A 23538-nucleotide genomic window follows, 5' to 3' on the forward strand; every position below is an offset into this window, starting at 1 on the left:
CCGAATGTGCGACGGAATCCGTAGCCACGCCCTGGGGAAAGCCCCGGGCATGCCTGTGGTTGTCGGGGAGGTGCAGCGGTTATTCTGACCCGCCATGCCGCTCATCCTCGTAGTCGACGACCAGCCGAGCAACATCCATGCGCTCTACCAGCTGCTGGTGGACGAATGCGAGGTCTCCATGGCCACCAGCGGCGCCGAGGCGCTGGCCTTCTGTGCCCAGCAGCTGCCCGACCTGATCCTGCTCGACGTGCTGATGCCCGAAATGAGCGGCTATGAGGTCTGCGACCGCCTGAAGGCCGATCCGCGCACGCGCGGCGTGCCCGTCATCTTCGTCACCGTGCAGGGCAGCGCCGACGACGAGGCCCGGGGTTTTGCCCACGGCGCGGTCGACTACATCCCCAAGCCCTTTGTCGACGTCGTCGTCAAGGCGCGGGTACGCACCCAGCTGGCGCTCAAGCTGGCGTCCGAGAGCTTCGCGCGTTCGCAGATCGAGCTCTTCCAGCGCGACAAGCTGGCCTCGGTCGGCCGCACCATCTCGGGCATCGCCCAGGAGCTGAGCTCACCGCTGGGCAACGCGCTGATCTCGGCCTGCACGTTGCAGGACGACCTGACCCATCTGCGCGGCTTGTCCGGCACCAGCAACATCAAGCGCAGCGACCTCGACAAGCACCTGCGCGTCAGCGAGGAGAGCGTCGGCCTGGTGCTGTCCAACCTGCAACGCACCCTGTCCATCGTCGACTCCTTCCTGCAGTCCACGGCCGATAACTTCGGCGACCAGCGCCGCAGCTTCTCGCTGCTGGAACTGGTGCACGAGGTGGTGGCCGGTCTGGCACCGGCACTCCAGACTCATCAGGTGCGCTGCGAGCTGGACGCCGGCGACGATCTGCACCTGCTGAGCTTTCGCGGCGCCCTGGCCAAGGTGTTGTCCACGCTGATCCAGAACGCCGTCAAGCATGCCTACCGCGAGGCCGGAGGCGAGGTCCACCTGCGCGTGCGGCCGCTGGGCACGGACCAGCTCACAGTCACCGTGCAGGACCATGGCGTCGGCATCCCGCCCGGCATGCTCGGGCGCGTCTTCGACCCCTTCTTCTCGACGCGTTTCGGCCCCAACCGCAGCGAGCCTGGCCTGTACATCGTGCGCAACCTCGTCACCTTTGCACTGGGCGGGCAGATCCAGGTCGAGTCCACGCCCGGCGTGGGCACCACGGTGCGGTTGACGCTGCCGCTGATATCGCCCGAGGCGCGGCGCGCGGCGGGTTGATGCTGGCAGGCATTCGCGCCCGACTGGCGTTGCTGGGCGGCCTGCTGCTGGTGCTGGCACTGGGGCTGGGGCTCTATCTGCTGCAAAGGCCGTCGGCGCAGGCCGCGCAGGGCCCCATCGTCATCGGGCTGCTGCATGCCTTGAGCGGCCCGATGGCGGTCAGCGAGGCGCCGCTGGTGGCCACCGTCAAGCTGGCAGTGGAGGAAATCAATGCCGGCGGCGGTCTGCTGGGCCGACGCGTCGAACTCAGGATCGAGGACACGCGCTCCGAGCCGCGCGTTGCTGCCGCCGCCGCCGAGCGCCTCATCAGCACCGAACATGCGGTCGCCCTGTTCGGCTGCTGGTCGTCCAACTGCCGCCAGGCCGTCAGGCCTGTCGTCGAGACTCATCGCCATCTGCTGTTCTACCCGCTGGCTTACGAGGGCATGGAGCAGTCGCCGAACATCATCTACACCGGCCCCACGCCCAACCAGCACGCGCTGCCCGCCACCGACTGGGCCATGCATGGCTTCGGCCGGCGGGTCTACCTCATCGGCACCGACGGCCTCTACCCGCGGCGTGTCAACGCGATGCTGCGCGACTTCATCCTGCTGAGTGGCGGCCAGGTGCTGGCCGAGCGCTATGTGCCGCTGGCAGGCACCGACATGGGCGGCGTGCTGGCCGACCTGCAGCGCGTCCAGCCCGATGTCGTCATCAGCACCATTGGTGGCAGCAGCAATCGCGCCTTCTTCGATGCCCTGGTGGCGGCCGGCCTGACCGACCTGCCGCTCATGTCCCTGCGCGCCGCCGAGCCGGAGATGACCGCCTATGACGGCGGCCGGCTCGACCGCCATTTCACGGCCTGGAGCTATCTGCAGTCGCAGCCCGGGCCGGCCAACGAGGCCTTCCTGGCGCGGCTGCGGCGCAGCCAGGGCGAGGGCATCCAGGCCAGTGATCCGGCGGTGTCGGCTTACATCGGCGTGCAGCTCTGGGCCGCCGCGGTGCGCGAGGTTGGCAGCGCGCAGACGGACGCGGTCAATGCCAATGTGCTGCAGCAGAGCATCTCAGCCCCCCAGGGCTTCGGGGCGGTGGACAGCCAGAGCCGGCATCTGTGGCGCCAGCTGCGCATCGCCCAGGTCAAGCCGGGCGGTCAGCTCGCCGAGGTGTTCGCGCTGCCGCGCTACATCAAGCCGGCACCGTGGCCGGTCTTCCGTTCGGCAGAGCACTGGATGGCGGTGCTGCCGCGCACCGAGGGCGCGCCGTGATCGCCGCCGTGCCGGTCGTGGAGTCGACGCGCCGCGCCTGGCGCGTCGGCCCGGCCCTGCTGCTGGGCCTGATGCTGCTGTCGATGCTGCCCCTGGGGCTGGTCGGGCTGTGGCAGCTCTCCAGCTTTGAGAACAGCCTGCATGAGACGGTGACCGAAGGCCTGGTGGCGATCTCGCGCAAGAAGGTCCACGAGATCAACGAATACCTCAACGAGGTCGAGGTCGATGGCCGCCTCGTCGCCCAGGCCAGCGACACGCGCGAGCTGCTGGTGCAGCGCGGCGACGCGGTGGCTACCCGCGTGAGTGCCGGCAGCCGGGCCTTTTTCGAGCGCCTCTACGACAGCGGAAAGTACCTCAACCTGCTGCTGGTGCAGCCCGACGGCCGCATCAGCTTCGCGATGAAGGCACCGGCCGGCTCGACACCCGAGCTGGCGCGGCTGGACGGCGGCGCCTACGAAGGCAGCGAGCTGCTGGCCGCGCACCGCCGCGCCATCGGCCAGCTGGACCCGCAGCTGACGCCGGCCCAGCGCCTGCGCGGCGAGGGCCCTGCGACGCTTTTCCTGGTCCATCCGGTGGTCGATGGCGATCGCGTGCTCGGCAGTGTCGTGTTGCAGCTCGACCTGGACCGCCTGCTGCGGGTCGCGACCGAGCGCTCGGGGCTGGCGCTGACGGGCGAGACGGTGCTGGTGCAACGCCAGGGCGACCGGGCCGTCTTCATCAACGACCTCAAGCGGCCGCCGTTGCAGACGCTGACCGGCTCGCTGGACCTGGCCTCGCCCGAGCCGCCGCCGGCCGTGCGCGCCCTGCGCGGCGAAAGCGGCAGCGGCCTGACGCGCGACTACGCCGGTATCGAGATCGTCGCGTCCTGGCGCCACCTGCCCGCGCTGGACTGGGGCATCTCCGTCAACATCGACGCGGCCGAGGCGTTTGCGCCGGCGCGTGCGCTGCGCGACCGCTTGGCTCTCGCCCTCGGCCTGTCCCTTCTGCTGGCCCTGGGCCTGGGTCTGCTGCTGGGGCGTCGCCTGGTCGAGCCCGTCCAGATGCTGAGCGGTGCGGTGGCCCGCATCGCCGGGGGCAAGCTGGATGAGCGAGCGCCGGTCTGCGGCTTTGCCGAGTTCCGCGAGCTGGCGCGCAGCTTCAACCAAATGACGGAACAGCTCGTCGTCGAGCGCCAACTGCTGGAGGCGCGCGTCGAGCAACGCACGCGGGCGCTCAATGAGAGCGAGCAGCGCTTTCGCGGCGTCTTCGAGCGCGCCCAGGTCGGCATTGCGCTGTGCGACGCCCAGGGTGTCATCCTCGACGTCAATCAGGCGCTGACGGCGATGCTCTGCCGCGAGGCCGGGGCGCTGCGCGGCGCCAAGCTCGCCGATCTGCCGGACTTCCGCCCCGGCCGCCTGCCTGGCGGCGAGCTGGCCCGCCTGGCGGCCGGGCGGCTGGACCATGTCCGCTTCGAGCGTGGTTTCGCGCTGCCCGGCGGCGGCGAGCTGTTCGTCGACGGCAGCGCCAGCGCCATCCGCGATCGCCGTGGCCGCCTCGTCAACGTCGTGCAGATGCTGGTCGACGTGACCGAGAGACACCGCGCCGAAGTTGATTTGGTACGTGCCCGGGTCGCGGCCGAGGCGGCCAGCCAGGCCAAGAGCGATTTCCTGGCCAACATGAGCCACGAGATCCGCACGCCGATGAGCGGGGCCCTGGGCATGCTCAACCTGCTGCTGCGCACCGAGCTGTCGCCGCGCCAACTCGACTATGCGGCGAAGGCCCGCACGGCGGCCCAGGCGCTGCTGGCCGTCATCAACGATGTGCTGGATTTCTCCAAGGTCGAGGCCGGCAAGATGGAGCTGGACCCGCACCGCTTCGAGCTCAGCGACTTCATGCGCGAGCTGGCCGTCATCCTGTCGGCCAACGTTGGTGCCAAGGACATCGAGGTGCTGTTCCGCCTCGACCCGCGCCTGCCCAGCGCCCTCGTCGGCGATGCCACCCGGCTGCGCCAGGTGCTGCTCAACCTGGCCGGCAATGCGCTGAAGTTCACCGAGCGCGGCGAGGTGGTGCTGGGGCTGTCGTTGCTGGGCGAGACGGGTGGGCAGGCGCGGCTGCGCTTCGAGGTTCGCGACACCGGCATCGGCATCGCGGCGGACAAGCTCGATCACATCTTTGCCGGCTTCAGCCAGGCCGAGCAGTCGACGTCGCGCCGCTACGGCGGCACGGGCCTGGGCCTGGCCATCAGCCGGCGGCTGGTCGCGCTGATGGGTGGCGAGCTGCGCGTGGACAGCCGCGTCGGCGAGGGCAGCCGCTTCCATTTCGATCTGCTGATGGCGACTGCGCCGGCCGAGCGCGGTGAGCCCGACACGGCGCAGCGCGGCCTCAAGGTGCTGATCGTCGACGACAACCCGATGGCCCGCGAGGTGCTGCAGGGCATCGGCGCCAGCCTGGGCTGGGACTGCGACCTGGCAGCCAGTGGCGAGCAGGCGCTGGACGTGGTGCACGAGGCCGCCGAGCGCGGCGAGCCGCATTACGAACTGATCCTGATGGACTGGCGCATGCCGGGGCTGGACGGCTGGGAGACCTCGCGGCGCATCCGCGCCAGCCACGAGTCCGATGCGCCCGTCATCATCATGGTCACGGCCCATGGCCGCGAGCTGCTGGCCGAGCGCAGCGAGCAGGACATCCAGGGCCTGGGCGGCTATCTCGTCAAGCCGGTGACGGCGTCCATGCTGCACGACGCCGTTGCTGAAGCCACGCGTGGGCAGCCGGCGCCGCTGCCGCGGGCCACCGCCGAACCCCGACTGCAGGGCATGCGCCTGCTGCTGGTGGAGGACAACAGCGTCAACCAGCAGGTGGCCCAGGAGCTGCTGGAAGGCGAGGGCGCCGTCGTGACGGTGGCCGGCGGCGGCGTCGAAGGCGCCCATCTGGCCAAGGTGGCGGAGCCCGTTTTCGACGCCATCCTGATGGACCTGCAGATGCCCGACATCGACGGCTTCGAGGCGACGCGGCGCATCCTCGCGCACCGGCCCGACAGCCTCATCATCGCCATGACGGCCAACGCCATGGAATCGGACCGCCAGGCCTGCCTGGCCGCCGGCATGCGCGACCATGTTGCCAAGCCCGTGGACCTGGAGCAGCTCGTCGCCAGCCTGCGCCGCCACGTCGGCCCCATCCCCATGCGGCCGGCGCCGCCCCCGCCGCCGGTGTCGGCACCGCTGCTGGAGCGCGAGGCAGCGCTGCAGCGCCTGGGCGGTCGGGCCGCCTTGTACGAGCGACTCGCCAAGTCCTTCGCCCAGGACGCGCCCGCGGAGATGGACACGCTCAGGTGCCATCTGCAACAACAAGCCCTGGCCGACGCGACGCGCGTGCTGCATACCCTGCGCGGCTTGGCTGGCGCCGTCGGCGCCACCGCGCTGGCCGTATCGGCCGGCCACCAGGAGTTGGCATTGCGCGAGGGTGGCAGCGCCAGCGCGGTCGATCTGGTCGGCTTGCAGGGGCTGCTCGACGCCAGCCTCGCCGTGCTGTCCGCCGCTGTCGTGCCCGGCCCACCGCCGCCCACTGCTCCCGCCATCGTGAGCGAGCCTCTGGAAGCACTGCGCCGGCTGCGCCAGTTGCTGGTCGAACGCAATATGCGCTCGGTCGCAGTCTGCGAAGAGCTATCCACGCAGCACGCCGACGCCTTCGGCACCGAGCTTGCCCAGCTTTCCACGGCGGTGGCGAAGCTGGACTTCGGCAAGGCCCTGAAGGCCTGCGACCAGTTGCTGGACCGCCTCAATCCCCGCTGAGCGCCGGCCGAGCCGCCGATAGGGCAAAACCCATTCCCGGGGTGCGGGCGCCATGGGCTTGCGTACAATGAGAATCATTCTCATCAAACCGACTCGTCCGCCGAGCCCGCCCATGTCCGAGCCGCTGTTCTCCAGCCTCGCCGCCGCCCCTGCCGGGCAGGCGCTGACCGTCCAGCAGGTCAGCGCACCCGGGCATTCGCCGGAATGGGCGGCGTGGCTGGCCGATCTGGGCTTTCTGCCGGGTGAAGCCGTGCGCGTGCTGCGCCGCGGCGCCCAGCGCACCGGCAACCTGGTCGTGCGCATCGGGCAATCGACGTTTGCGCTGCGCCATGCCGAAGCCGAATGCATCGCCGTGACGCCGCGCGGCCATGACTGAGTCCATTGTCCATGTCCACCGCGGCGGCAAGCTGGTGGCCCTGGTTGGCAACCCCAACTGCGGCAAGACGGCCCTGTTCAACGGCCTGACCGGCAGCCATCAAAAGGTCGCCAACTACGCTGGCGTGACCGTCGAGCGCAAGGAAGGCCGCCTCGTCACCGTGGCCGGCAAGGCCTTGCGCCTGCTGGACCTGCCCGGCACCTACAGCCTGCACCCGCGCTCACCCGACGAGCGCGTCACCTGCGATGTGCTGGCCGGCCGCGCCAAGGGCGAGAAGCGGCCCGACCTGGTCGTCTGCGTGCTGGATGCCACCAATCTGCGCCGCAACCTGCGCCTGCTGCTGGCCGTGCGCCGCATGGGCCTGCCCGTCGTCGTGGCGCTGAACATGGCCGACCTGGCCGCCCGGCGTGGCCTCAAGATCGACCCGGTGGCCCTGGCCGCCCAGCTTGGCGTGCCCGTCGTGCGCACCGTCGCCATCCACCGCGAAGGCCTGGATGAGCTGCGTGCGCTGCTCGACAAGCCCGAGGTCTGGGAGGCCGCGCCCCTTGCCGTCGCCGGCGAGCAGCAGGTCGACGACCATGTCACTGTGCGGACGCTGCTGCGCGAGCTCCACCTCGACCATGAACTGCCCACCCTGCCCAGCGACCGCGTCGACCGCGTGCTGCTGCATCCGGTGGCCGGCTCCGTCATCCTGGCCGTCCTGCTCTTCCTGCTCTTCCAGGCCGTCTTCTCCTGGGCCGAGCCGCCCAAGGACGCCATCGAGAGCGGCATGGCCTGGCTCGGCAACCAGGTCGGCCTGTGGCTGCCCGAGGGCTGGCTGCGCAGCCTCATCGTCGACGGCGTCATCGCCGGCTGCGGCGGTGTGCTGGCCTTCCTGCCGCAGATCCTGATCCTGTTCTTCTTCATCCTGCTGCTGGAGGAGTCGGGCTATCTGCCGCGCGCGGCCCTGCTGCTGGACCGGCTGATGGGCAGCGTCGGCCTGTCGGGGCGCAGCTTCATCCCGCTGCTGTCCAGCTTTGCCTGCGCCATCCCCGGCATCATGGCCACGCGCTCCATCTCCAACCCGCGTGACCGCCTCGTCACCATCATGATCGCGCCGCTGATGACCTGCTCGGCGCGCTTGCCGGTCTACGCTCTCTTGATCGGCGCCTTTGTGCCACACCGCGAGGTGATGGGCTTCGAGCTGCAGGGGCTGGTGCTGTTCGGCCTGTATTTCGCCGGCATCCTGGGCGCGCTGGCCGTGGCCTGGGTGCTCAAGCGCTTCACGAGCACGGGCCGCCTCGTGCGGCCGCTGATGATGGAGCTACCGAGCTACCACTGGCCGCACCCGCGCTCCATCGCCATTGGCCTGTGGCAGCGCGCCATGATCTTCATCAAGCGTGTCGGCGGCATCATCCTCGTGCTGACCATCGCGCTGTGGCTGCTGTCCAGCTTCCCCGGCCCGCCGGAGGGCGCGACCGGGGCGCCCATCCAGTACAGCGTCGCGGGTTATCTAGGCGCGGGCCTGGCCAAGATCTTCGCGCCCATCGGCTTCAACTGGCAGATCAGCCTGGCCCTGGTGCCGGGCCTGGCGGCGCGCGAGGTGGCCATCAGTGCGCTGGGCACGGTCTACGCGCTGTCGGCCACCGGCGACGATGCCGCCCAGGCGCTGGCGCCGCTGATCCAGCAGAGCTGGAGCCTGGCAACGGCCCTGTCGCTGCTGGCCTGGTATGTGTTCGCGCCGCAATGCATCGCCACGCTGGCGGCGGTGAAGCGCGAGACCGGTGGCTACAAGATGCCGTTGATCATGACGGGCTATCTGTTCGGACTGGCCTATCTGGCCTCCTTCGTCACCTACCGCGTCGCGCTTTACTTGGGCGCTTGACGTCAGCGTATTCTGGGCCGAGCGCTGGGCCGCTCCCGAGCCGGCCCGCTTGGGCGTGTGCTTGTGGCTCAATGCCGCAAGCATCGCCGTCCCCTCGGGGGACCGGCTGGGCGCGCCCGCGTTCAGCGGGGCGAGACCGGACGAGGGGCTTCAGGGAGTGGGCCGCGTCGGCACCGACGCGCTGCAGATGTCGATATAGCCGGGGCTGTGCACGAACCAGCCGCCGCGAAAGCGCCTGGCATCGAGCAGCTGCGTCCAGGTGGTGGACTCGGTCCGCAGCACCTGCAGCGCGGGCCGCTCGGCGGCCGGCACCTCGGCCAGCAGGCGGATGCGCTGGATGCCGGTGCGCTGCTCGGGCTTGTCGTAGAAGCCCATGGCCGCGCCGCCGCGGGGCAGGCCGGACAGCAGCTCCATGCCCTTGAGCACGCGACCCACCACGGTGATGTTGAGATCCAACCCGCGCGGCGCCTGGCCGATGACGACATAGAGCTCGGTGCCGTTGCTGGAATCGATCGCGTCGCTGCGCCCGGCGCCGACCATGCCGTAGCAATGGGCCAGCCAGGCCCTGCCGGCCTTGGGATCGGCAGCGACCGGGAAGCCTTCGGCAAAGCCGGTGCGTGGCGCCCAGCCTTCCACGTCGGGCAGCCTGGTGAAGGCGGCTTCCTTGCCGACCTTGTCCAACGGCACGGAGAACTCGGCGGGCAGCTTGGCTGAGGCGCCGGCCGGCAGCGGCTTGGCCTTGGCGGCGTCCTCGCCATCGGGGTCGCCCCATTGGGTGACGAAGTTGTCCTGCACGCGCAGGATGGCCAGGCCGTCCCAGTAGCCACCGCGGGCCAGGGCGCGGATGTTGGCAGCATGGGCTGGCGCAAAGCGCGGGGCCAGTTCGATGATGACCTGACCCGACGCCAACTCCATCAGCAGCGTGTTCTCGGGATCGAGCCCGCGCCAGTCGCTGGCCGGCGAGCCAGCGAGGATCTGCTGGGCGGTCTTCTTCGCGGCCGCCTTGACCGGGGGTTTGGCAGCCTTGGAGGGTGCGGCAAGGGCGGTGGACAGCAGGCCGGCAGTGGCCAGCGCGAGAGCGATGTGTTTCATGGGCGCGCAGCTTAACGGCGGAGGGGCTTCCTACAATGCGGCGATGCCCGAGACCGCTGTTCAAGACCTGCAAGACCTGCCCTATGTCCACCTGCGCATGCACACCGAGTATTCGGTGGTGGACGGCACCCTGCGCACCGACGATGCCGCCGATGCGGCCGCGGCTGACGGGCAGGTGGCGGCGGCCATCACCGACCTGGCCAACCTGTTCGGCGGCATCAAGTTCTACAGCGCGATGCGCAAGAAGGGCGTGCAGCCCATCCTCGGCGCCGACTGCTGGCTGGAGACCGACGCCACCGACAAGCCGCCGACGCGCCTGCTGCTGCTGGTGCAGAACAGCCAGGGCTATCTGAACCTCAGCGAGCTGCTGTCACGCGCGTGGATCGACAACGTGCAGCGCAACCAGGCCTGCCTGAAATGGGAATGGCTGACGGAGCTGGGTGGCGGGCTGATCTGCCTGTCCGGGGCCCAGCATGGCGGCCTGGGCCAGGCGCTGATGCAGGGCGACAAGGTGCGCGCCAGGGAATGGGCGCAGCGGCTGTCCGAGGTCTTCCCGGGCCGCTTCTACATCGAGCTGCAGCGCGCCGGTCTGCCGGGCCAGGAGGCGCTGGTGCAGGCCAGCGTGCCGCTGGCGGCGGAGCTGGGCCTGCCGGTGGTGGCGACGCACCCGATCCAGTTTCTCGGCGAGGACGACTTCGAGGCCCATGAGGCGCGCGTCTGCGTGGCCGAAGGAGAGACTCTCGCCAACCCCAAGCGCATCAAGCGCTTCCTGCCCAGCCAGTATTTCAAGACGCAGGCGCAGATGCGCCAGCTGTTCAAGGACATCCCGAGCGCCATCCAGAACACCACCGAGATCGCGCGCCGCTGCTCGTTGACGCTGGTGCTGGGCAAGCCACAGCTGCCCAATTTCCCGACGCCGCTGCTGGACGACGGCACGCCGATGCCGATGGAGCAGTATTTCCGCGAGCTGAGCCACGAGGGGCTGGTGGGGCGGCTCAAGCATCTCTTCCCCAACGAGGCCGAGCGCGACAAGGAGCGCCCGCGCTACGTCGAGCGGCTCGAGTTCGAGCTGAACACCATCATCAAGATGGGCTTCCCGGGCTACTTCCTCATCGTGTCGGACTTCATCCGCTGGGCCAAGGCCAACGGCTGCCCGGTCGGCCCGGGCCGGGGCTCGGGTGCGGGCTCGCTGGTGGCCTATGCACTGCTGATCACCGACCTGGACCCGCTCAAGTACAACCTGCTGTTCGAGCGCTTCCTGAACCCCGAGCGGGTCTCGATGCCCGACTTCGACATCGACTTCTGCCAGGGCAACCGCGACCGCGTCATCGACTACGTCAAGGACAAGTATGGCCGCCCGGCGGTCAGCCAGATCGCGACGTTTGGCACCATGGCCGCGAAAGCGGCTTTGAGAGACATCGGCCGCGTGCTGGGCATGGGCTTCGGCCATGTGGACAGCATCGCCAAGCTCATCCCCGCGCCGCCGGGCAAGACGGTGACGCTGGCCAAGCTGCCGCCCAACTTCGACCCCGACAAGGCCAAGGTCATCTACGCCCGCCACGAGGCGCCGGAACTCGAGGAGCGCGAGAAGAGCGACGAGGAAGTGGCCGAGTTGTTGAAGCTCGCCGCCCGCGTCGAAGGCATGGTGCGCAACATCGGCATGCACGCCGGCGGCGTGCTGATCGCGCCGGGCAAGATCACCGACTTCTGCCCGCAATACCAGCAGCCCGGCTCAACCTCGGCCGTCAGCCAGTTCGACAAGGACGACGTAGAGGCCATCGGCCTCGTGAAGTTCGACTTCCTGGGCCTGGCGACGCTGACCATCCTGGAGCTGGCCAAGGACTTCATCGTCGCCCGCCACGCCGACCGCGCCGGCTTCGACTGGGCCAATGTGCCGCTGCTCGACAAGAAAGTCTTCGACCTCTTCGGCAAGGGCTACTCCGAGAGCGTGTTCCAGTTTGAATCGCCCGGCATGCAGCGCCTGTTGAAGGACGCCAAGCCCTCGCGCTTCGAGGACCTGATCGCGCTGGTGTCGCTGTACCGCCCCGGCCCGATGGACCTGATCCCTTCCTTCGTGGCGCGCAAGCACGGCAAGGAGACCATCGAGTACCCGCACCCGCTGCTGGGCCAGGTGCTGGAGGAGACGTATGGCGTCTTCGTCTACCAGGAGCAGGTGATGCAGGCCGCCCAGGTGCTGGGCGGCTACAGCCTCGGCGGCGCGGACATGCTGCGTCGCGCGATGGGCAAGAAGAAGGCCGAGGAAATGGCCATGCACCGCGAGATCTTCCGCAAGGGAGCCGCGGAGAAGGGCATCGACCAGGCCAAGGCGGATGAAGTCTTTGACTTGATGGAAAAGTTCGCGGGCTACGGCTTCAACAAGTCGCACGCCGCCGCCTACGCGCTGCTGTCGTATCACACGGCCTGGCTGAAGACGCACTACACGGCCGAGTTCTACGCCGCGAACATGACCATCGAAATGGACGACACCGACAAGCTCAAGGTGTTGCTCAACGACGCCAAGATCTTCGGCATCGAATTCCAGTCGCCTTGCGTCAACAAGGGCGTCTACCGCTTCGAGCCGATGACGAACCGCCTCGTCAACTACGGCCTGGGTGCCGTCAAGGGCACGGGCCGCGGCGCCATCGAGGCCATCATCGCGGCGCGCGAATCAGGCGGGCCCTTCCTGAGCTTCTACGACTTCTGCCTGCGCGTGGACCGCAAGGCCGTCAACAAGCGCGCGGTGGAGGCGCTGATCAAGGCCGGCGCCTTCGACAGCATCAACCCCGAGCGCTCACGGCTGCTCGCCAGCGTCGGCCGCGGCTACACGCATGCCGAGACGCAGGAGGCCAATGCCGACCAGGGCGGCCTGTTCGACTTTGGTGACTCGCATGCGGCCTCGCATGTCGAGCCCGATCTGGTCGACGCGCCCGTATGGAGCATCAAGGAGCGCCTGTCGCTGGAGAAGACCGCCATCGGCTTCTACCTGTCGGGCCACCTCTTCGACCACGGCGGCGCCGAGGTGCGGCGCATCGTCAAGCGCCAGATCGCCGACCTGGTGGACAGCCGCGAGCCGACGCTGGTGGCCGGCATCGTCAGCGACATGCGCGTCATCAACGGCCAGCGCGGCCGCGTCGCCATCTTCAAGATCGACGACAAGAGCGACGCCATCGAGGCCGTGGCCAACGAGGAACTGCTGAACGCCAACAAGGAACTGCTGGCCGAGGACGAACTCATCATTGCCCAGGGCAAGGTGCAGAACGACCGCTTCTCGGGCGGCCTGCGCATGAATGTGCAGGCGGTGTGGAGCCTGTCGGCGGCGCGCGCCAAGTTCGGCCGGCATCTGCTGCTGGGCAATGCCGGTGCCGCCGGGTTGGTCAAGGAGCTGGTCGAGCGCTTTCCGCCGCGCGAGGTCGAGACGGAGGAGGGCGGCAAGCGCAAGCTCGGCCTGCCCGTGCGCGTGTCGGTCAAGGCCGAGCCGGATGGCGACAGCGTCGGCGCGCGCTGGCTGGTGGAACTTGGCGAGGCCAGCCGTTTCTGGCCCGCGGACGAGGCTTTAGCCAAATTGGGCACAGCGGCTGAGGTCATTTACGAAGCTGGATGAGCCCCGGCATCGGCGATGATTCCCGCCGATGCTGCAAGCCGTGCCCAAGCCCGCATCCCAGTCGATGGGGCTCAACCGTACGCCACCGGTCACGGGGTTGATCCTGACCGGCGGCGGCGCACGTGCCGCCTACCAGGTGGGCGTGCTGGCGGCCATCGCCCAGCTGCGCCGCGATGCCGGCGCGACGCAGCAGAACCCGTTTCCCGTGATCAGCGGCACCTCGGCCGGCGCCATCAATGCGTCGACGCTGGCCTGCCACGCGGACGACTTCGACGCCGCCGTCGACGGTCTGCTGCACCTCTGGCAGGGCCTGCATGTCGAGAACATCTACCGTGCCGACGCGTTCGAGGCGGTGAGGAGCGGCGCGCGCTGGCTCAGCATGTTGAGCCTGGGCTGGGCCATTGCACGCTGGACGCGCAGCCGCCCGCGCAGCCTGCTGAACAATTCACCGCTGCGCGAGCTGCTGGCCCGCTACCTCGACATGCCGCGCATCGAGACCATGCTGGACGGCGGCCATCTGCGCGCGCTGGCGCTGACCGGTTCCAGCTACACCTCGGGCCAGCACGTCACCTTCTTCCAGACCCATCACCACGTCGTGCCGTGGTTGCGCGAGCAGCGCATGGCGGTGCAGACCAAGCTGAGCCTGAGTCACCTGATGGCGTCCTCGGCCATCCCCTTCATCTTCCCGGCCGAGCTGCTGGAGCTGGAGGGCGTGGCCGAGTGGTTCGGCGACGGCTCGATGCGCCAGAGCGCGCCGATCTCGCCGGCCGTGCACCTGGGTGCCGAGCGCGTCCTCGTCATCGGCGCGGGCCGCATGAAGGAACCCGAGGGGCGCCGCGTCACCGCCACCGAGGCCCATCCCAGCATGGCCCAGATTGCCGGCCATGCGCTGTCCAACATCTTCCTGGATGCGCTGGCGGTGGACGTCGAACGGCTGCGCCGCATCAACCGCACGCTGGCCCTGTTGTCACGCGAGACGCGAGCGGCAACGGCGCTGCGGCCCATCGAGCTGCTCGTCATTGCGCCCAGCCGGCGCCTGGACGAACTGGCCGGCGAGCATCAGGCCAGCCTGCCGCCCTCGGTGCGCGCCATGCTGCGGGCCTTCGGCGTCAGCGGCAAGGGCAAGACGACCAGCGGCTCGGCGCTCGTGAGCTATCTGCTGTTCGAACCTAGCTTCGTCAACGAATTGATCAACCTGGGCATGAGCGACACGCTGGCCAAGCGCGCCGAGGTGCAGCGCTTCTTCGGCTGGCCGGCGCGGGCGCCGCAGATCGACCCGGCGCTGCTTCGCAAGAGCCGCTCAGCCGGGTTCGCTGCCGGCTGTTGAGAAGGCTTGGCCGGCCACGCGCAGGCCGGCGCTGGAGAGCTTGCGGGCGGTTCCTGCCTTGATGCCTGGCACACGGCGCATCAGGTCGGCCCAGTCCTTGAACGGCCGCGCGGCCAGCAGGCGCTGCACCAGGGCCGGGCCCAGGCCAGGCAGGGATTCGAGTTCCGCGCGGGTCGCGGTGTTGGCCTCGACCTCACTCTGAGCCAGGGCGGGAAGTGCCACCCACAGCAGCAGGGCCCGCCGCTTCATCGTCAGGCTTCGCCGAGCTGTGCCCGCACCATGGCCGCGTAAGCACCATCGTGCGCGATCAGCTCGGCGTGCGTGCCGGTCTCTACAAGCTTGCCGGCGCCGAGCACGTGGATGGCGTCCGCATCGCGGATGGTGGACAGCCGGTGGGCAATGACGATCAGCGTCTTGCGGCCCGACCAGGCGGCCAGGGCCTGTTGCACGGCGCGCTCGCTCTCGGTGTCCAGCGCTGAGGTGGCTTCGTCGAAGATCCAGATCGGTGCGTCCTTGTACAGCGCTCGGGCAATCGCGAGGCGCTGGCGTTGGCCGCCAGAGAGCTTGCTTCCATTGGCGCCGACGTGGGTTTCGACGCCCTCGGGCAGCGTCTGCACGAAGTCCCAAAGATGGGCGGCGCGCAGCGCGGCTTCGAGCCTGGCCTCGTCGCGCGGCTGGGCGTAGGCGATGTTGTTGGCGACCGAGTCGTCGAACAGCACGATGTCCTGCGACACGACGGCGAACTGGCGGCGCAGGGATAGACGCGTCAGCGCCTCGATGTCGATGTCGTCCAGCAGGATGCGGCCGGCATCGGGCCGGCCGAAGCCCAGCAGCAGATGGATGATGGAACTCTTGCCCGCGCCAGAGGCCCCAACCAGGGCCGTCGTCTTGCCGGCGTGAAAGGCGAGGCTGAGTCCGTCCAGAGCCGGTTGGGAGGCGCCGGGATAGGTCAGGCGCACGTCTTCCATCGTCAGCTCGCCCTGTGCGTGCGACGGCAGCTCTCGGGTGCCGCTATCGGCCTCCTTGGGCGCATCCATCAGCTCGAAGCAGCCCTTGGCGATGACGGTAGCCCGAGTCAGCGGCGCGGCCAGGTCGGACAAATGGCGCAGCCGCGAGGTCAGCAGCAGCAGGGCCGTGACGAACTCGGCGAAGGCCTGCACCCCCGTGCCCTGGGTGCGCGCCTGCCACAGTGCCACGCAGATGATGAAGGACAGGCCGACGCTGGCGACCAGTTGCGACAATGGCTGGGCCAAGGCGCCGGCGGTTGCCGTCTTCAGGTTGTTGCGGCGCACGTCGTGGGCAACGGCAGCGAAGCGTTCGCGTTCGTGCGCGGCCGCGCCGAACTGGCGCACCACGCGCCAGGCGCGAGTCAGGTCGTCGACCTTGTTGACTAGCAGCAGCTGAGAGTCATAGGAGCGCGTCGCCATCAGCCGCATGCGCTGGTTGAGCTTCTTCATCACCAGCGCCATCAGCGGCGTGACGACCAGGCTGAGCAGCGTCAGCTGCCAGTTCAGATAGAAGAGGTAGCCCAGCATTGCCAGCGCCGGCAGGCCGTCGCGCAGCACGCTCACGCCGACATCGCCGACGAGCTGCAGGATCTGCTGCGGGTCGTTGACGACCTTGCTGACCGCCGTGCCGGGCTGCATGCGCGTGTAGACCTGCGCGTCCAGCCGCAGCAGTGCGTTGACGAGGGTGGAGCGGAAGTCCATCACGCTGCGCGTCAGCGTCCAGTTGAAGAGGTACTGGCCGGCAAAGCCGAAGACGCCGCGCATCAGGTACAGGCCGATCAGCACGACCGGGATCATCCACAGCGGAAAGGCATCCTTGGTGAAGCCCTCGCCGAAGGCATAGCCGATCAGTTTGGGGATCATCGGCTCGGTGGCGGCCGCGCCGATGTAGGCCAGCACCGTCAACAGCGCGCCCCAACGGTGCGGGTAGATGTACTGGCCCAGGCGGCGGGCAGGATTGGCTTCGGCGGAGGTCGACATCGGGCGTGATTGTCGTGCGTGTTTGGAGGCGCTTTGCCAGCCGGTGCCGCCATGCCCGGCCCATAGAATCGCCGCCGCCCCCCGCTTCTCACGCCCGATGCATCCGATTCCGCCTTCGCCCGCGCCGGTGATCCCTTCCGCCGCGGACGGCCCGGCAGGCCCCGACACCCGACCCCGCACCGTGGTCCTGCTGCAGTGGGTCGGCATGGGCGACCTGGTCTGGCATGTGCCGTACTTTCGACGCGTCGCCGAGACCAGTTTTGGAGGGCAGGTGTCGCTGATCGCCTCGCCGACCGTGTTCGCGCCGCAGCTGGTGGGCCATGAACCCTGGGTGCGCGAGATCATCGACTTCGACCGCCACCCGCGCCGCCATGAGGGCCGACAGGGGCGTCACCGTGGCGTGCTGGGCCTGTTCCGCATGGGTGTGGAGCTGCGCGAGAAGCAGTTCGACCGCATCGTGCTGTTCACCAACTACACGAACCGCTCCCTGGTGGCGCTGGCCGCGAAGATCCCTGAGCGCCTGGGCTATGGCACGACCTGGCTGCAGCGCCGGCTGCTGTCGCATGGGCCATGGATTCAGCGCTACAGCGGGCCGGCGGTCGGCACCTACGAGGACGCCACGATGTTCGCCATCGCGCATGGCTGGTGCGATGCGCCCATCGTGCCGAGCCTCGTCGTGCGCCCCGAAGCGCTGGAGCGCATGAAGGCGCGGGTGCAGGGCCTGCCACAGCCCATGCATGCGCTGTGCATCGGCTCGTCGGAGCCCTACAAGCAGTGGGGCACCGACAACTTCGCCGCGCTGGCCGCCGAGCTCGCCCGCGCCGGCCACGGGGTGCTGCTGATCGCCGGCCCGGCGGAGCGCGAGATGGCGCAGGCCATCCTGCAGCGCGTCGAGCCGGCACTGCGCCCGCGCATCCTGGCCGTCACGGACGGCACGGTGGCCGAGACCGTGGCGGCCATGTCGCTGATGCGGACCTGCCTGGGCAACGACACGGGCGGCGTGCAGATAGCCGCTGCGGTCGGCACGCCGACCTGGGTGATGCTGGGCCCACGTCCGCTGCTGGCGCATGACCCCGAAACGCTGCACATGCTGACCGCGCCCAGGCTGGCCGACATCCAGCCCGGCGACGTTGCCCGTATCGCGCTGGCGCAGGCCGCATGAGCCCGGCAGATACCCGCCCCAAAACGGCCGTGCAGCTGCAGCTCAATGGCATGGGCGATCTTGTGTGGCACGCGCAGTACTTCCGCTGCGTGGCCGAGCAGAGCCGCGACGGCCAGGTCAGCCTCATCGCCGCGCCCACCACGATGGCCCGCGAGCTGCTGGGCCACGAACCCTGGGTGCGCGAAATCATCGATTTCGACCGGCGCCCGCGCAAGAGCGAGCGTCGCCGCGGCCGCCACAGCGGCCTGGATGGGCTGCTGCGCCTGGGTGCCGAGCTGGCCCCCAAGCGTTTCGACCGCATGGTGCTGTTTTCTGACCATCCGGGTCGCGCCATCATCGTCTGCTGGCGCGCCGGCATCCGCACCGTCCTCGGCTTCGGCGAGACCTGGCTGCAGCGCCTGCTGCTGACCCGATCGCCCTGGATCAGTCGCTACCGCGGCCCCGCCGTGGCCGGCCACAAAGACGCGACGAATTTCTCCATCGCCCAGGGTTTCTGCAGCGCGCCCATCGTGCCGCGCATCAGCGTGCGCCCCGATGCGCTGGCGCGCATGGGCGAGCGCCTGGCGCCATTACCGCGGCCCTTTCATGCACTGGCCATCGGCGCGTCCGAGCCCTACAAGCAGTGGGGCGAAGACAACTTCGTCGAACTGGCCAATCGCCTGGCCGCGCGTGGCCACGGGGTCCTGCTGCTGGGCGGGCCGGCGGAAGACGTGCTGGCGCAGGCCATCCTGGCGCGCGTCGAGCCGGCATTGCGCGAGCGCGTGGCGACGATGACCGACAGCAGCGTCGCCGAGAGCGTGGCGGCCCTGTCGCTGGCGCGGTCCTGCATCGGCAACGACACGGGTGCCGTCAACATCGCGGCCGCGGTGGCCACGCATGCCTTCATCGTGCTCGGCCCGCGCCCGCCGCTGGAGCATGACCCCGAGCATGTGCACTTGCTGCAGGCCGCGCAGCTGTCGGACATCCGCGCCGCGGACGTCGAGGCCCGTGTGCAAGACGTGATCGGCTAGCGCGCCAGCGCTTCCCGCCAGACCGCCAGCGTCCCGCGGGCCGTGACCTCCCAGGTCCGCGTGCGCGCGTAGGCCAGTGCCGCTGCGCGGCGAGCGGGCGTCATCGCCACCGCGGCCGCAATGCCCGCGGCCAGCGCCTCGATGTCTTCCGGGTCTGCGATCGCGGCGTGGCCACCAGCCGCCTCGGGGCAACTGCCGCGGTCGCTGGCCAGCACGGGCGTGCCACAGGCCATGGCCTCCAGGATGGGCAGGCCATAGCCTTCGTACAAGGACGGGAAGAGATAGGCCGCCGCGCCAGCGTAGAGCGCGGGCAGGTCCGTGTCGCTGACAAAGCCTGCGAAGTGCACGCGCGAGGCCAGGCCCAGCTCGGCAAGCCGTGCCGCCAGGGCCTCGCCTTGGGTGCGGGAGTGTTCGCCGCAGACCAACAATGTGTAGTCCTGGCCGAAGCGCCCAGCGGCGAAGGCCTCGATGGTGCGTGCCAGGTTCTTGTTGGGCGTGGAGCCGACGAACAACAGATAGGGCCCCGCCAGCCCATGGCGCGTGCGCACGGCCTGAATCTCGTCCGCCGTGTGCGGCCGGAACTCGGGTGCGACGCCCGGATGGACGACCTTGAGCCGCGCCGGATCACCGCCGACCAGGCGCAGGAAGTCCTGCCGCGTGTTCTCGCTGACGCACACCAGCCGCGCGCAGCTGTCGCGCAGATGTTCGTAGTGGCGCAGCTTGCGCTGGCGCTTCTTCTCGTCGGTGTAGTTGATGTTCAGCGCCGCGTAGAGGTCGTGCACGGTCGCGACGGTGGGCACGCGCCAGGGCGGCTGGCGTTCGTCGGGCACATGCAGCAAGGCACAGGCCGGGCGCGGCAGCGGCCAGACGGGGCCCCACCAACAGCGGCTGGACAGCCGGGGCCCCTGGGCCAGCCGGTCGCGCAGCTGCCAGCGCGAGCGCTTGCACAGCTGCAGCAGCTCGAATTCGTCCTGCGGTGGCACCTGCAGCGCCGACAAGGCTTCGATGAGCTGGCGCGTGTAGCGGCCGATGCCGGTGCCGCGTTCGTCGGTCAGGTTGGTGGCCTCGATCGCGAAGACGGGCGGGCGGCTCATGTCAGGCGATGCCCAGTGCGTCCAGCGCCTGCGGGAGGTCGAGGTAGTCCACGGCCGACGGGGTCGGCTGCCCGTTCTTCGCGAGAAGAACGCGGCGCCCGACACCTGCCGCCCGGCCAGCTTCGACGTCCGATGGCTTGTCGCCGAACATCAGCGAGCCGGCGAGGTCGATGTCCAGCGCTTCGGCGCTGCGCAGGATCATGCCGGGCGCGGGCTTGCGGCAGTCGCAGTCGAGCGCGTAGCGAGGCAACTGCGCGTCGGGCAGGTGGGGGCAGTACTCGATGGCGGCCAGCGTGATGCCCTGTTGCGCCAGGTGCTCCCGCAGCGCGTCGTGCAGATGCTGCACCGCCGCTTCGTCGTAGTAGCCGCGCGCCACGCCCGACTGGTTGGTCACGATGACGAGGGCGTAACCGGCAGCCTGCAGGCGGCGCAGGCCATCCAACGCGCCGGGCACGAAGCTGAAGTCCTCCCAGCGGTAGACGTAGCCGTGGTCGATGTTGATGACGCCGTCGCGGTCGAGGAAGGCGGCGGGGCGGCGTGCGCTCATCGGCCCTGTGCGCGGATGCGGTTGACCAGGGCGGTCGTCGAGTAGCCGTCGACGAAGGGAATGGCGCGCGCATCGCCCCCCCACGAACGCACGAGGCGCGTCTCTTCCAGCGCTTCCATGTCGTAGTCGCCGCCCTTCACGTAGAGCTGCGGGCGCACGCGCGCCAGCAGTGCGCAAGGCGTGGGCTCGTCGAAGAACAGCACCGCGTCGACCGACGCCAGGCCAGCCAGCACCAGGGCGCGGTCGACGTCGCGGTTCAGCGGCCGGTCCGGCCCTTTGCCGAGGCCACGCGCGGAGGCGTCGGAGTTGACGGCCACGACGAGGCTCGCCCCTTGCTCGCGCGCCGCATGCAGGTAGGCCACATGACCGCGGTGCAGCACATCGAACACGCCGTTGGTGAACACCATGGGGCGGCACAGCGTGGCCAACCGCGCTGCCAGCGCGGCGTCGCCCAGCGCGGCGGCGTCGATGAGCTTGTCTTCCAGCATGCTCATGCCGCCAGCTCGTCGTAGCTCACAGTTGCCGTGCCGAACTTGCCGACGACGATGCCGCCAGCTTTGTTGGCCAGGCGCATGGCTTCGGGCAGCGGCACGCCGGCGCCGGTCATCACGGCCAGCGTCGCGATGACGGTGTCGCCTGCGCCGGTCACGTCGAACACCTCGCGGGCGCGTGCCGGCTCGTGAGTGACGCCGCTGGCTTCGAACAGCGTCATGCCTTCTTCCGAGCGCGTCAGCAGCACGGCGCCGACGTCGATGTCGGCGCGCAGCGTCTCGACCTTGGCGCGCAGCTCTTCCTCGCCGCGCCAGGCGCCCGCGACCTGGGCCAGTTCGCCCCGGTTGGGCGTGATGACGCTGGCGCCGGCGTAGCGCTTGTAGTCGCTGCCCTTGGGGTCGACCAGCACGGGCTTGCCCGCGGCGCGGGCCATTTCGATCATGCGCGGGATGTGCGTGAGGCCGCCCTTGCCATAGTCGGAGAACAGCACGACGTCGTGTCGGGGCAACTGCTCGGCGAAGGCCTCAAGCATCTCGCCCAGCGCCTCGTGGTCGGGCTCGTTCTCGAAGTCCACGCGCAGCAACTGCTGGGCGCGGCCAATGATGCGCAGCTTGACGATGGTGTAGAGCTGCTTGTCCTCGCGCAGCACGGTTTCGATGTCGCGCTCGTGCAGCAGTTCGCGCAGGCGGCGGGCCGGTTCGTCCTGGCCGACGACGGTCAGCAGTGTGGCCCGCGCGCCCAGCGTGCGGATGTTGAGCGCGACGTTGGCGGCGCCACCGAGTCGCTCTTCCTCGCGCTCGATGCGCACGACGGGCACGGGCGCCTCGGGCGAGATGCGCTCCACGGCCCCGTGCCAATAGCGGTCCAGCATGACGTCGCCGACGACGAGGATGCGGCGGGAGGCGAGCAGTTCACGCGAGGGCAGGGCGCTCATTGGCCCACGCCCAGGTTGGCCTCGATCAGGCCGCACAGCGTGTGGCCGATCAGCAGGTGCGCCTCCTGGATGCGGGCGGTGATGCCGTGCGGCACGATGATGCTGTCGTCGCACAGCGCGCCCAGCTTGCCGCCGTCACGGCCCAGCAGGCCCAGCGTGTAGATGCCCATGGCCTTGGCGGCCTCGACGGCGCGCAGCACATTGGCCGAGTTGCCCGAGGTCGAGATGCCGATCAGCGCATCGCCGGCGCGGCCGAGGCCCTGGACCTGGCGGACGAACACATCGTCAAAGCTGTAATCGTTGCCGATGCAGGTCAGCGCCGAGCTGTCGGTCGTCAGCGCCAGGCCGGCGAGCGGGCGGCGGTCCTTGATGAAGCGGCCGGTCAGCTCGGAGGCCAGGTGCTGGCTGTCCGCGGCCGAGCCGCCGTTGCCGCAGAACATGATCTTGCCGCCCGCCTTCAGCGCGTCGGCGAGCCGTTGGCCGGCCTGCTGCACTTGTGGGTCCAGCGCTCCCAGGAGTTGCATCAGTTGCAGGTGTTCATCGAGATTGCGCAGAAACAGGGAACTCATGAGGAGACCGGGGCTCTCACCCGCTTGCAGACCGATGGTTTCAAGTATCGGTGATGGGGCGGTGGTGCCAGCCGACTGACCCGCGCTGGAGGGGCGGGGCACTCGCGCACAGGCGGGGCACGCGGCCAAAGGGCGTGGTGACGGGACGCGAGAGTCCTCATGCAGATCGGGAGTTGCAGCCATTCTCCAAAGACAATGGCTGCAACTCCCGAAGATGCTCGAATCAAACCTGGAGATTAATATTCCTGGATGGAACTCCTGCCAAGCGATTCCAATTTGGAACTGGTCGGGTGCGCCAGTGGATTGGCTGGCACACCCTGCAGTTCAACGGCTGTGCTGAAGCGGAATATCAGTACTGCTGCTGCCCGCCACCACCGCCGCCGCCACCACCGCCACCGCCACCGCCGGACGCGGCCGGGCCAACGCTGGGATCAGCCACCGGCGCGGCGCTCCACGGATCAATGCCCGGGCCTTCATACGGCGTGCAAAGGAAGGCGTTGTTGCCAACATGGACGCCGGTCATGACCCACTTTGGCGGGCATGCGTGCATATGTGCAGCTGATGTGCCGGGGCGGCCGGTTGAATAGTCGACGGTTTCGGCCCAGGTATGCAGGATCCGGCCGCTGGCCGGTGACGCGCACCAGATCTTGTTGTTCTGGACATGGAGGCCGGTCATGATGGTGCCCAACGGGCAGGCGAGCATCCCTTGCCGCACGGTGCTGGACTCCATGAAGGCAGGGATGGCGGACGATGCACCCTTGGCGCACAGCAGCTCATTGTTGATGACGTGCAGCCCAGTCATGTATCCGCCAGTGGACATCTGGACCAGATACTGGGACTGGCCGTTGTTTGTTGCCCAGTCCTGGTATGCGCTGCCGCCGCAGTTGTGATAGAAGGCGTTGAAGGCGTAACCCTGGATCGAATGCTTGTCGATATATTCGGCGTTGCCGTTCAGACTTGCGTAGAACTGATTCCATTGCCCGACGAACGGGCTCGGACTGGTTTGGGCCATGCTGCTGGCGGAACATACGAGCGCCGCTGCCGCAATCATGGATTTGGCGAATGACAGTTTTTTCATCTTACCCTTGCGTATATGTGACTTCTCTGATTTGCCGGCCCGAAATATATGGCCGTTCTAACTGAACAGAACGTGGATCGAGGCCGGCTTTGAGGAGCTTACGTTGGGGTTGTTTACCTGTTGATTACTGGC

The 23538-nt window shown here is 69.0% G+C and carries 18 protein-coding genes; 9 read left to right on the plus strand and 9 right to left on the minus strand.

From position 1 onward, the window contains the following. The first annotated feature begins 94 nt into the window (after positions 1–94). The 5 genes from ASC91_RS22170 (at position 95) to ASC91_RS22190 (ending at position 8512) form a co-directional block, all read left to right on the plus strand. The gene (locus ASC91_RS22170) at positions 95–1261 is read left to right on the plus strand and encodes a hybrid sensor histidine kinase/response regulator (protein ID WP_056202052.1); all 1167 of its coding nucleotides are present in this window, start codon (positions 95–97) and stop codon (positions 1259–1261) included. Beyond that, on the plus strand, positions 1261–2505 hold the full coding sequence (locus tag ASC91_RS22175; RefSeq protein ID WP_056202055.1) for an urea ABC transporter substrate-binding protein: 1245 nt from the start codon (positions 1261–1263) through the stop codon (positions 2503–2505). The genes ASC91_RS22170 and ASC91_RS22175 overlap by 1 nt, the downstream gene beginning before the upstream one ends. Next, the gene (locus tag ASC91_RS22180; RefSeq protein WP_056202057.1) at positions 2502–6272 is read left to right on the plus strand and encodes a response regulator; all 3771 of its coding nucleotides are present in this window, start codon (positions 2502–2504) and stop codon (positions 6270–6272) included. The genes ASC91_RS22175 and ASC91_RS22180 overlap by 4 nt, the downstream gene beginning before the upstream one ends. Positions 6273–6384: 112 nt before the next feature. Continuing rightward, positions 6385–6648: a FeoA family protein gene (locus ASC91_RS22185; RefSeq protein ID WP_082532912.1), complete on the plus strand. Its 264-nt coding sequence runs from the start codon at positions 6385–6387 to the stop codon at positions 6646–6648. Then, positions 6641–8512, plus strand: a complete 1872-nt coding sequence (locus tag ASC91_RS22190; protein WP_056202060.1) for a ferrous iron transporter B — start codon at positions 6641–6643, stop codon at positions 8510–8512. Before ASC91_RS22185 ends, ASC91_RS22190 begins: the two co-directional genes overlap by 8 nt. A 150-nt stretch (positions 8513–8662) precedes the next feature. Here ASC91_RS22190 and ASC91_RS22195 read toward each other — a convergent pair whose 3' ends face one another. Continuing rightward, positions 8663–9604, minus strand: coding sequence for a peptidylprolyl isomerase (locus ASC91_RS22195; protein ID WP_056202063.1), 942 nt, complete (start codon positions 9602–9604; stop codon positions 8663–8665). A gap of 43 nt (positions 9605–9647) precedes the next feature. Here ASC91_RS22195 and dnaE point away from each other — a divergent pair, with 43 nt between their 5' ends. Then, positions 9648–13205, plus strand: coding sequence for a DNA polymerase III subunit alpha (gene dnaE, locus ASC91_RS22200; RefSeq protein ID WP_056202066.1), 3558 nt, complete (start codon positions 9648–9650; stop codon positions 13203–13205). Positions 13206–13233: 28 nt separating this feature from the next. After that, the gene (locus ASC91_RS22205) at positions 13234–14532 is read left to right on the plus strand and encodes a patatin-like phospholipase family protein (protein ID WP_082532913.1); all 1299 of its coding nucleotides are present in this window, start codon (positions 13234–13236) and stop codon (positions 14530–14532) included. Here ASC91_RS22205 and ASC91_RS22210 read toward each other — a convergent pair. After that, on the minus strand, positions 14506–14781 hold the full coding sequence (locus ASC91_RS22210) for a helix-hairpin-helix domain-containing protein (RefSeq protein ID WP_056202069.1): 276 nt from the start codon (positions 14779–14781) through the stop codon (positions 14506–14508). The genes ASC91_RS22205 and ASC91_RS22210 overlap by 27 nt on opposite strands. A gap of 2 nt (positions 14782–14783) precedes the next feature. Further along, positions 14784–16520 (minus strand): ATP-binding cassette domain-containing protein, encoded by a 1737-nt coding sequence (locus ASC91_RS22215; RefSeq protein WP_056202072.1) that lies wholly within the window; start codon positions 16518–16520, stop codon positions 14784–14786. A 127-nt stretch (positions 16521–16647) separates the two neighbouring features. Here ASC91_RS22215 and ASC91_RS22220 point away from each other — a divergent pair, with 127 nt between their 5' ends. Together ASC91_RS22220 and ASC91_RS22225 are read left to right on the plus strand one after the other, a co-directional pair. Continuing rightward, positions 16648–17682, plus strand: a complete 1035-nt coding sequence (locus ASC91_RS22220; protein WP_162247841.1) for a glycosyltransferase family 9 protein — start codon at positions 16648–16650, stop codon at positions 17680–17682. After that, positions 17679–18692 carry a glycosyltransferase family 9 protein gene (locus ASC91_RS22225; protein WP_056202076.1) on the plus strand — a complete coding sequence of 338 codons (1014 nt, stop codon included), beginning with the start codon at positions 17679–17681 and terminating at the stop codon, positions 18690–18692. Before ASC91_RS22220 ends, ASC91_RS22225 begins: the two co-directional genes overlap by 4 nt. On the opposite strand, the gene ASC91_RS22230 is transcribed toward ASC91_RS22225, so the two are convergent. The 6 genes from ASC91_RS22230 to ASC91_RS22255 all read right to left on the minus strand — a co-directional run bounded on the left by ASC91_RS22230 (position 18689) and on the right by ASC91_RS22255 (position 23406). Continuing rightward, on the minus strand, positions 18689–19786 hold the full coding sequence (locus ASC91_RS22230; RefSeq protein WP_056202079.1) for a glycosyltransferase family 1 protein: 1098 nt from the start codon (positions 19784–19786) through the stop codon (positions 18689–18691). The genes ASC91_RS22225 and ASC91_RS22230 overlap by 4 nt on opposite strands. 1 nt (position 19787) lies before the next feature. Further along, positions 19788–20333: a D-glycero-beta-D-manno-heptose 1,7-bisphosphate 7-phosphatase gene (gmhB, locus tag ASC91_RS22235; RefSeq protein ID WP_056202081.1), complete on the minus strand. Its 546-nt coding sequence runs from the start codon at positions 20331–20333 to the stop codon at positions 19788–19790. Then, a complete protein-coding gene (locus tag ASC91_RS22240) occupies positions 20330–20827 on the minus strand; it encodes an adenylyltransferase/cytidyltransferase family protein (protein ID WP_056202084.1) in 498 nt (165 codons plus the stop codon). Before ASC91_RS22240 ends, gmhB begins: the two co-directional genes overlap by 4 nt. After that, positions 20824–21759 carry a D-glycero-beta-D-manno-heptose-7-phosphate kinase gene (gene rfaE1 / locus ASC91_RS22245; RefSeq protein ID WP_056202087.1) on the minus strand — a complete coding sequence of 312 codons (936 nt, stop codon included), beginning with the start codon at positions 21757–21759 and terminating at the stop codon, positions 20824–20826. The genes ASC91_RS22240 and rfaE1 overlap by 4 nt, the downstream gene beginning before the upstream one ends. Continuing rightward, on the minus strand, positions 21756–22328 hold the full coding sequence (locus ASC91_RS22250; protein WP_056202090.1) for an SIS domain-containing protein: 573 nt from the start codon (positions 22326–22328) through the stop codon (positions 21756–21758). Before ASC91_RS22250 ends, rfaE1 begins: the two co-directional genes overlap by 4 nt. Before the next feature lie 349 nt (positions 22329–22677). After that, on the minus strand, positions 22678–23406 hold the full coding sequence (locus tag ASC91_RS22255) for a hypothetical protein (protein ID WP_056202093.1): 729 nt from the start codon (positions 23404–23406) through the stop codon (positions 22678–22680). Between the last annotated feature and the right edge of the window lie 132 nt (positions 23407–23538).

The organism is Pelomonas sp. Root1237, from assembly GCF_001425055.1.
Taxonomy (GTDB): Bacteria; Pseudomonadota; Gammaproteobacteria; order Burkholderiales; family Burkholderiaceae_C; genus Pelomonas.

Excerpts from the sequence above, each read along its gene's own strand:
- gmhB (WP_056202081.1), bottom strand. The coding sequence starts at position 20,333 with ATGAGCGCACGCCGCCCCGCCGCCTTCCTCGACCGCGACGGCGTCATC.
- ASC91_RS22255 (WP_056202093.1), bottom strand. The coding sequence starts at position 23,406 with ATGAAAAAACTGTCATTCGCCAAATCCATGATTGCGGCAGCGGCGCTC.
- ASC91_RS22170 (WP_056202052.1), top strand. The coding sequence starts at position 95 with ATGCCGCTCATCCTCGTAGTCGACGACCAGCCGAGCAACATCCATGCG.
- ASC91_RS22215 (WP_056202072.1), bottom strand. The coding sequence starts at position 16,520 with ATGTCGACCTCCGCCGAAGCCAATCCTGCCCGCCGCCTGGGCCAGTAC.
- ASC91_RS22185 (WP_082532912.1), top strand. The coding sequence starts at position 6,385 with ATGTCCGAGCCGCTGTTCTCCAGCCTCGCCGCCGCCCCTGCCGGGCAG.
- ASC91_RS22240 (WP_056202084.1), bottom strand. The coding sequence starts at position 20,827 with ATGAGCATGCTGGAAGACAAGCTCATCGACGCCGCCGCGCTGGGCGAC.
- ASC91_RS22230 (WP_056202079.1), bottom strand. The coding sequence starts at position 19,786 with ATGAGCCGCCCGCCCGTCTTCGCGATCGAGGCCACCAACCTGACCGAC.
- ASC91_RS22190 (WP_056202060.1), top strand. The coding sequence starts at position 6,641 with ATGACTGAGTCCATTGTCCATGTCCACCGCGGCGGCAAGCTGGTGGCC.
- ASC91_RS22225 (WP_056202076.1), top strand. The coding sequence starts at position 17,679 with ATGAGCCCGGCAGATACCCGCCCCAAAACGGCCGTGCAGCTGCAGCTC.
- ASC91_RS22210 (WP_056202069.1), bottom strand. The coding sequence starts at position 14,781 with ATGAAGCGGCGGGCCCTGCTGCTGTGGGTGGCACTTCCCGCCCTGGCT.
- dnaE (WP_056202066.1), top strand. The coding sequence starts at position 9,648 with ATGCCCGAGACCGCTGTTCAAGACCTGCAAGACCTGCCCTATGTCCAC.
- rfaE1 (WP_056202087.1), bottom strand. The coding sequence starts at position 21,759 with ATGAGCGCCCTGCCCTCGCGTGAACTGCTCGCCTCCCGCCGCATCCTC.
- ASC91_RS22205 (WP_082532913.1), top strand. The coding sequence starts at position 13,234 with ATGCTGCAAGCCGTGCCCAAGCCCGCATCCCAGTCGATGGGGCTCAAC.
- ASC91_RS22250 (WP_056202090.1), bottom strand. The coding sequence starts at position 22,328 with ATGAGTTCCCTGTTTCTGCGCAATCTCGATGAACACCTGCAACTGATG.
- ASC91_RS22195 (WP_056202063.1), bottom strand. The coding sequence starts at position 9,604 with ATGAAACACATCGCTCTCGCGCTGGCCACTGCCGGCCTGCTGTCCACC.
- ASC91_RS22175 (WP_056202055.1), top strand. The coding sequence starts at position 1,261 with ATGCTGGCAGGCATTCGCGCCCGACTGGCGTTGCTGGGCGGCCTGCTG.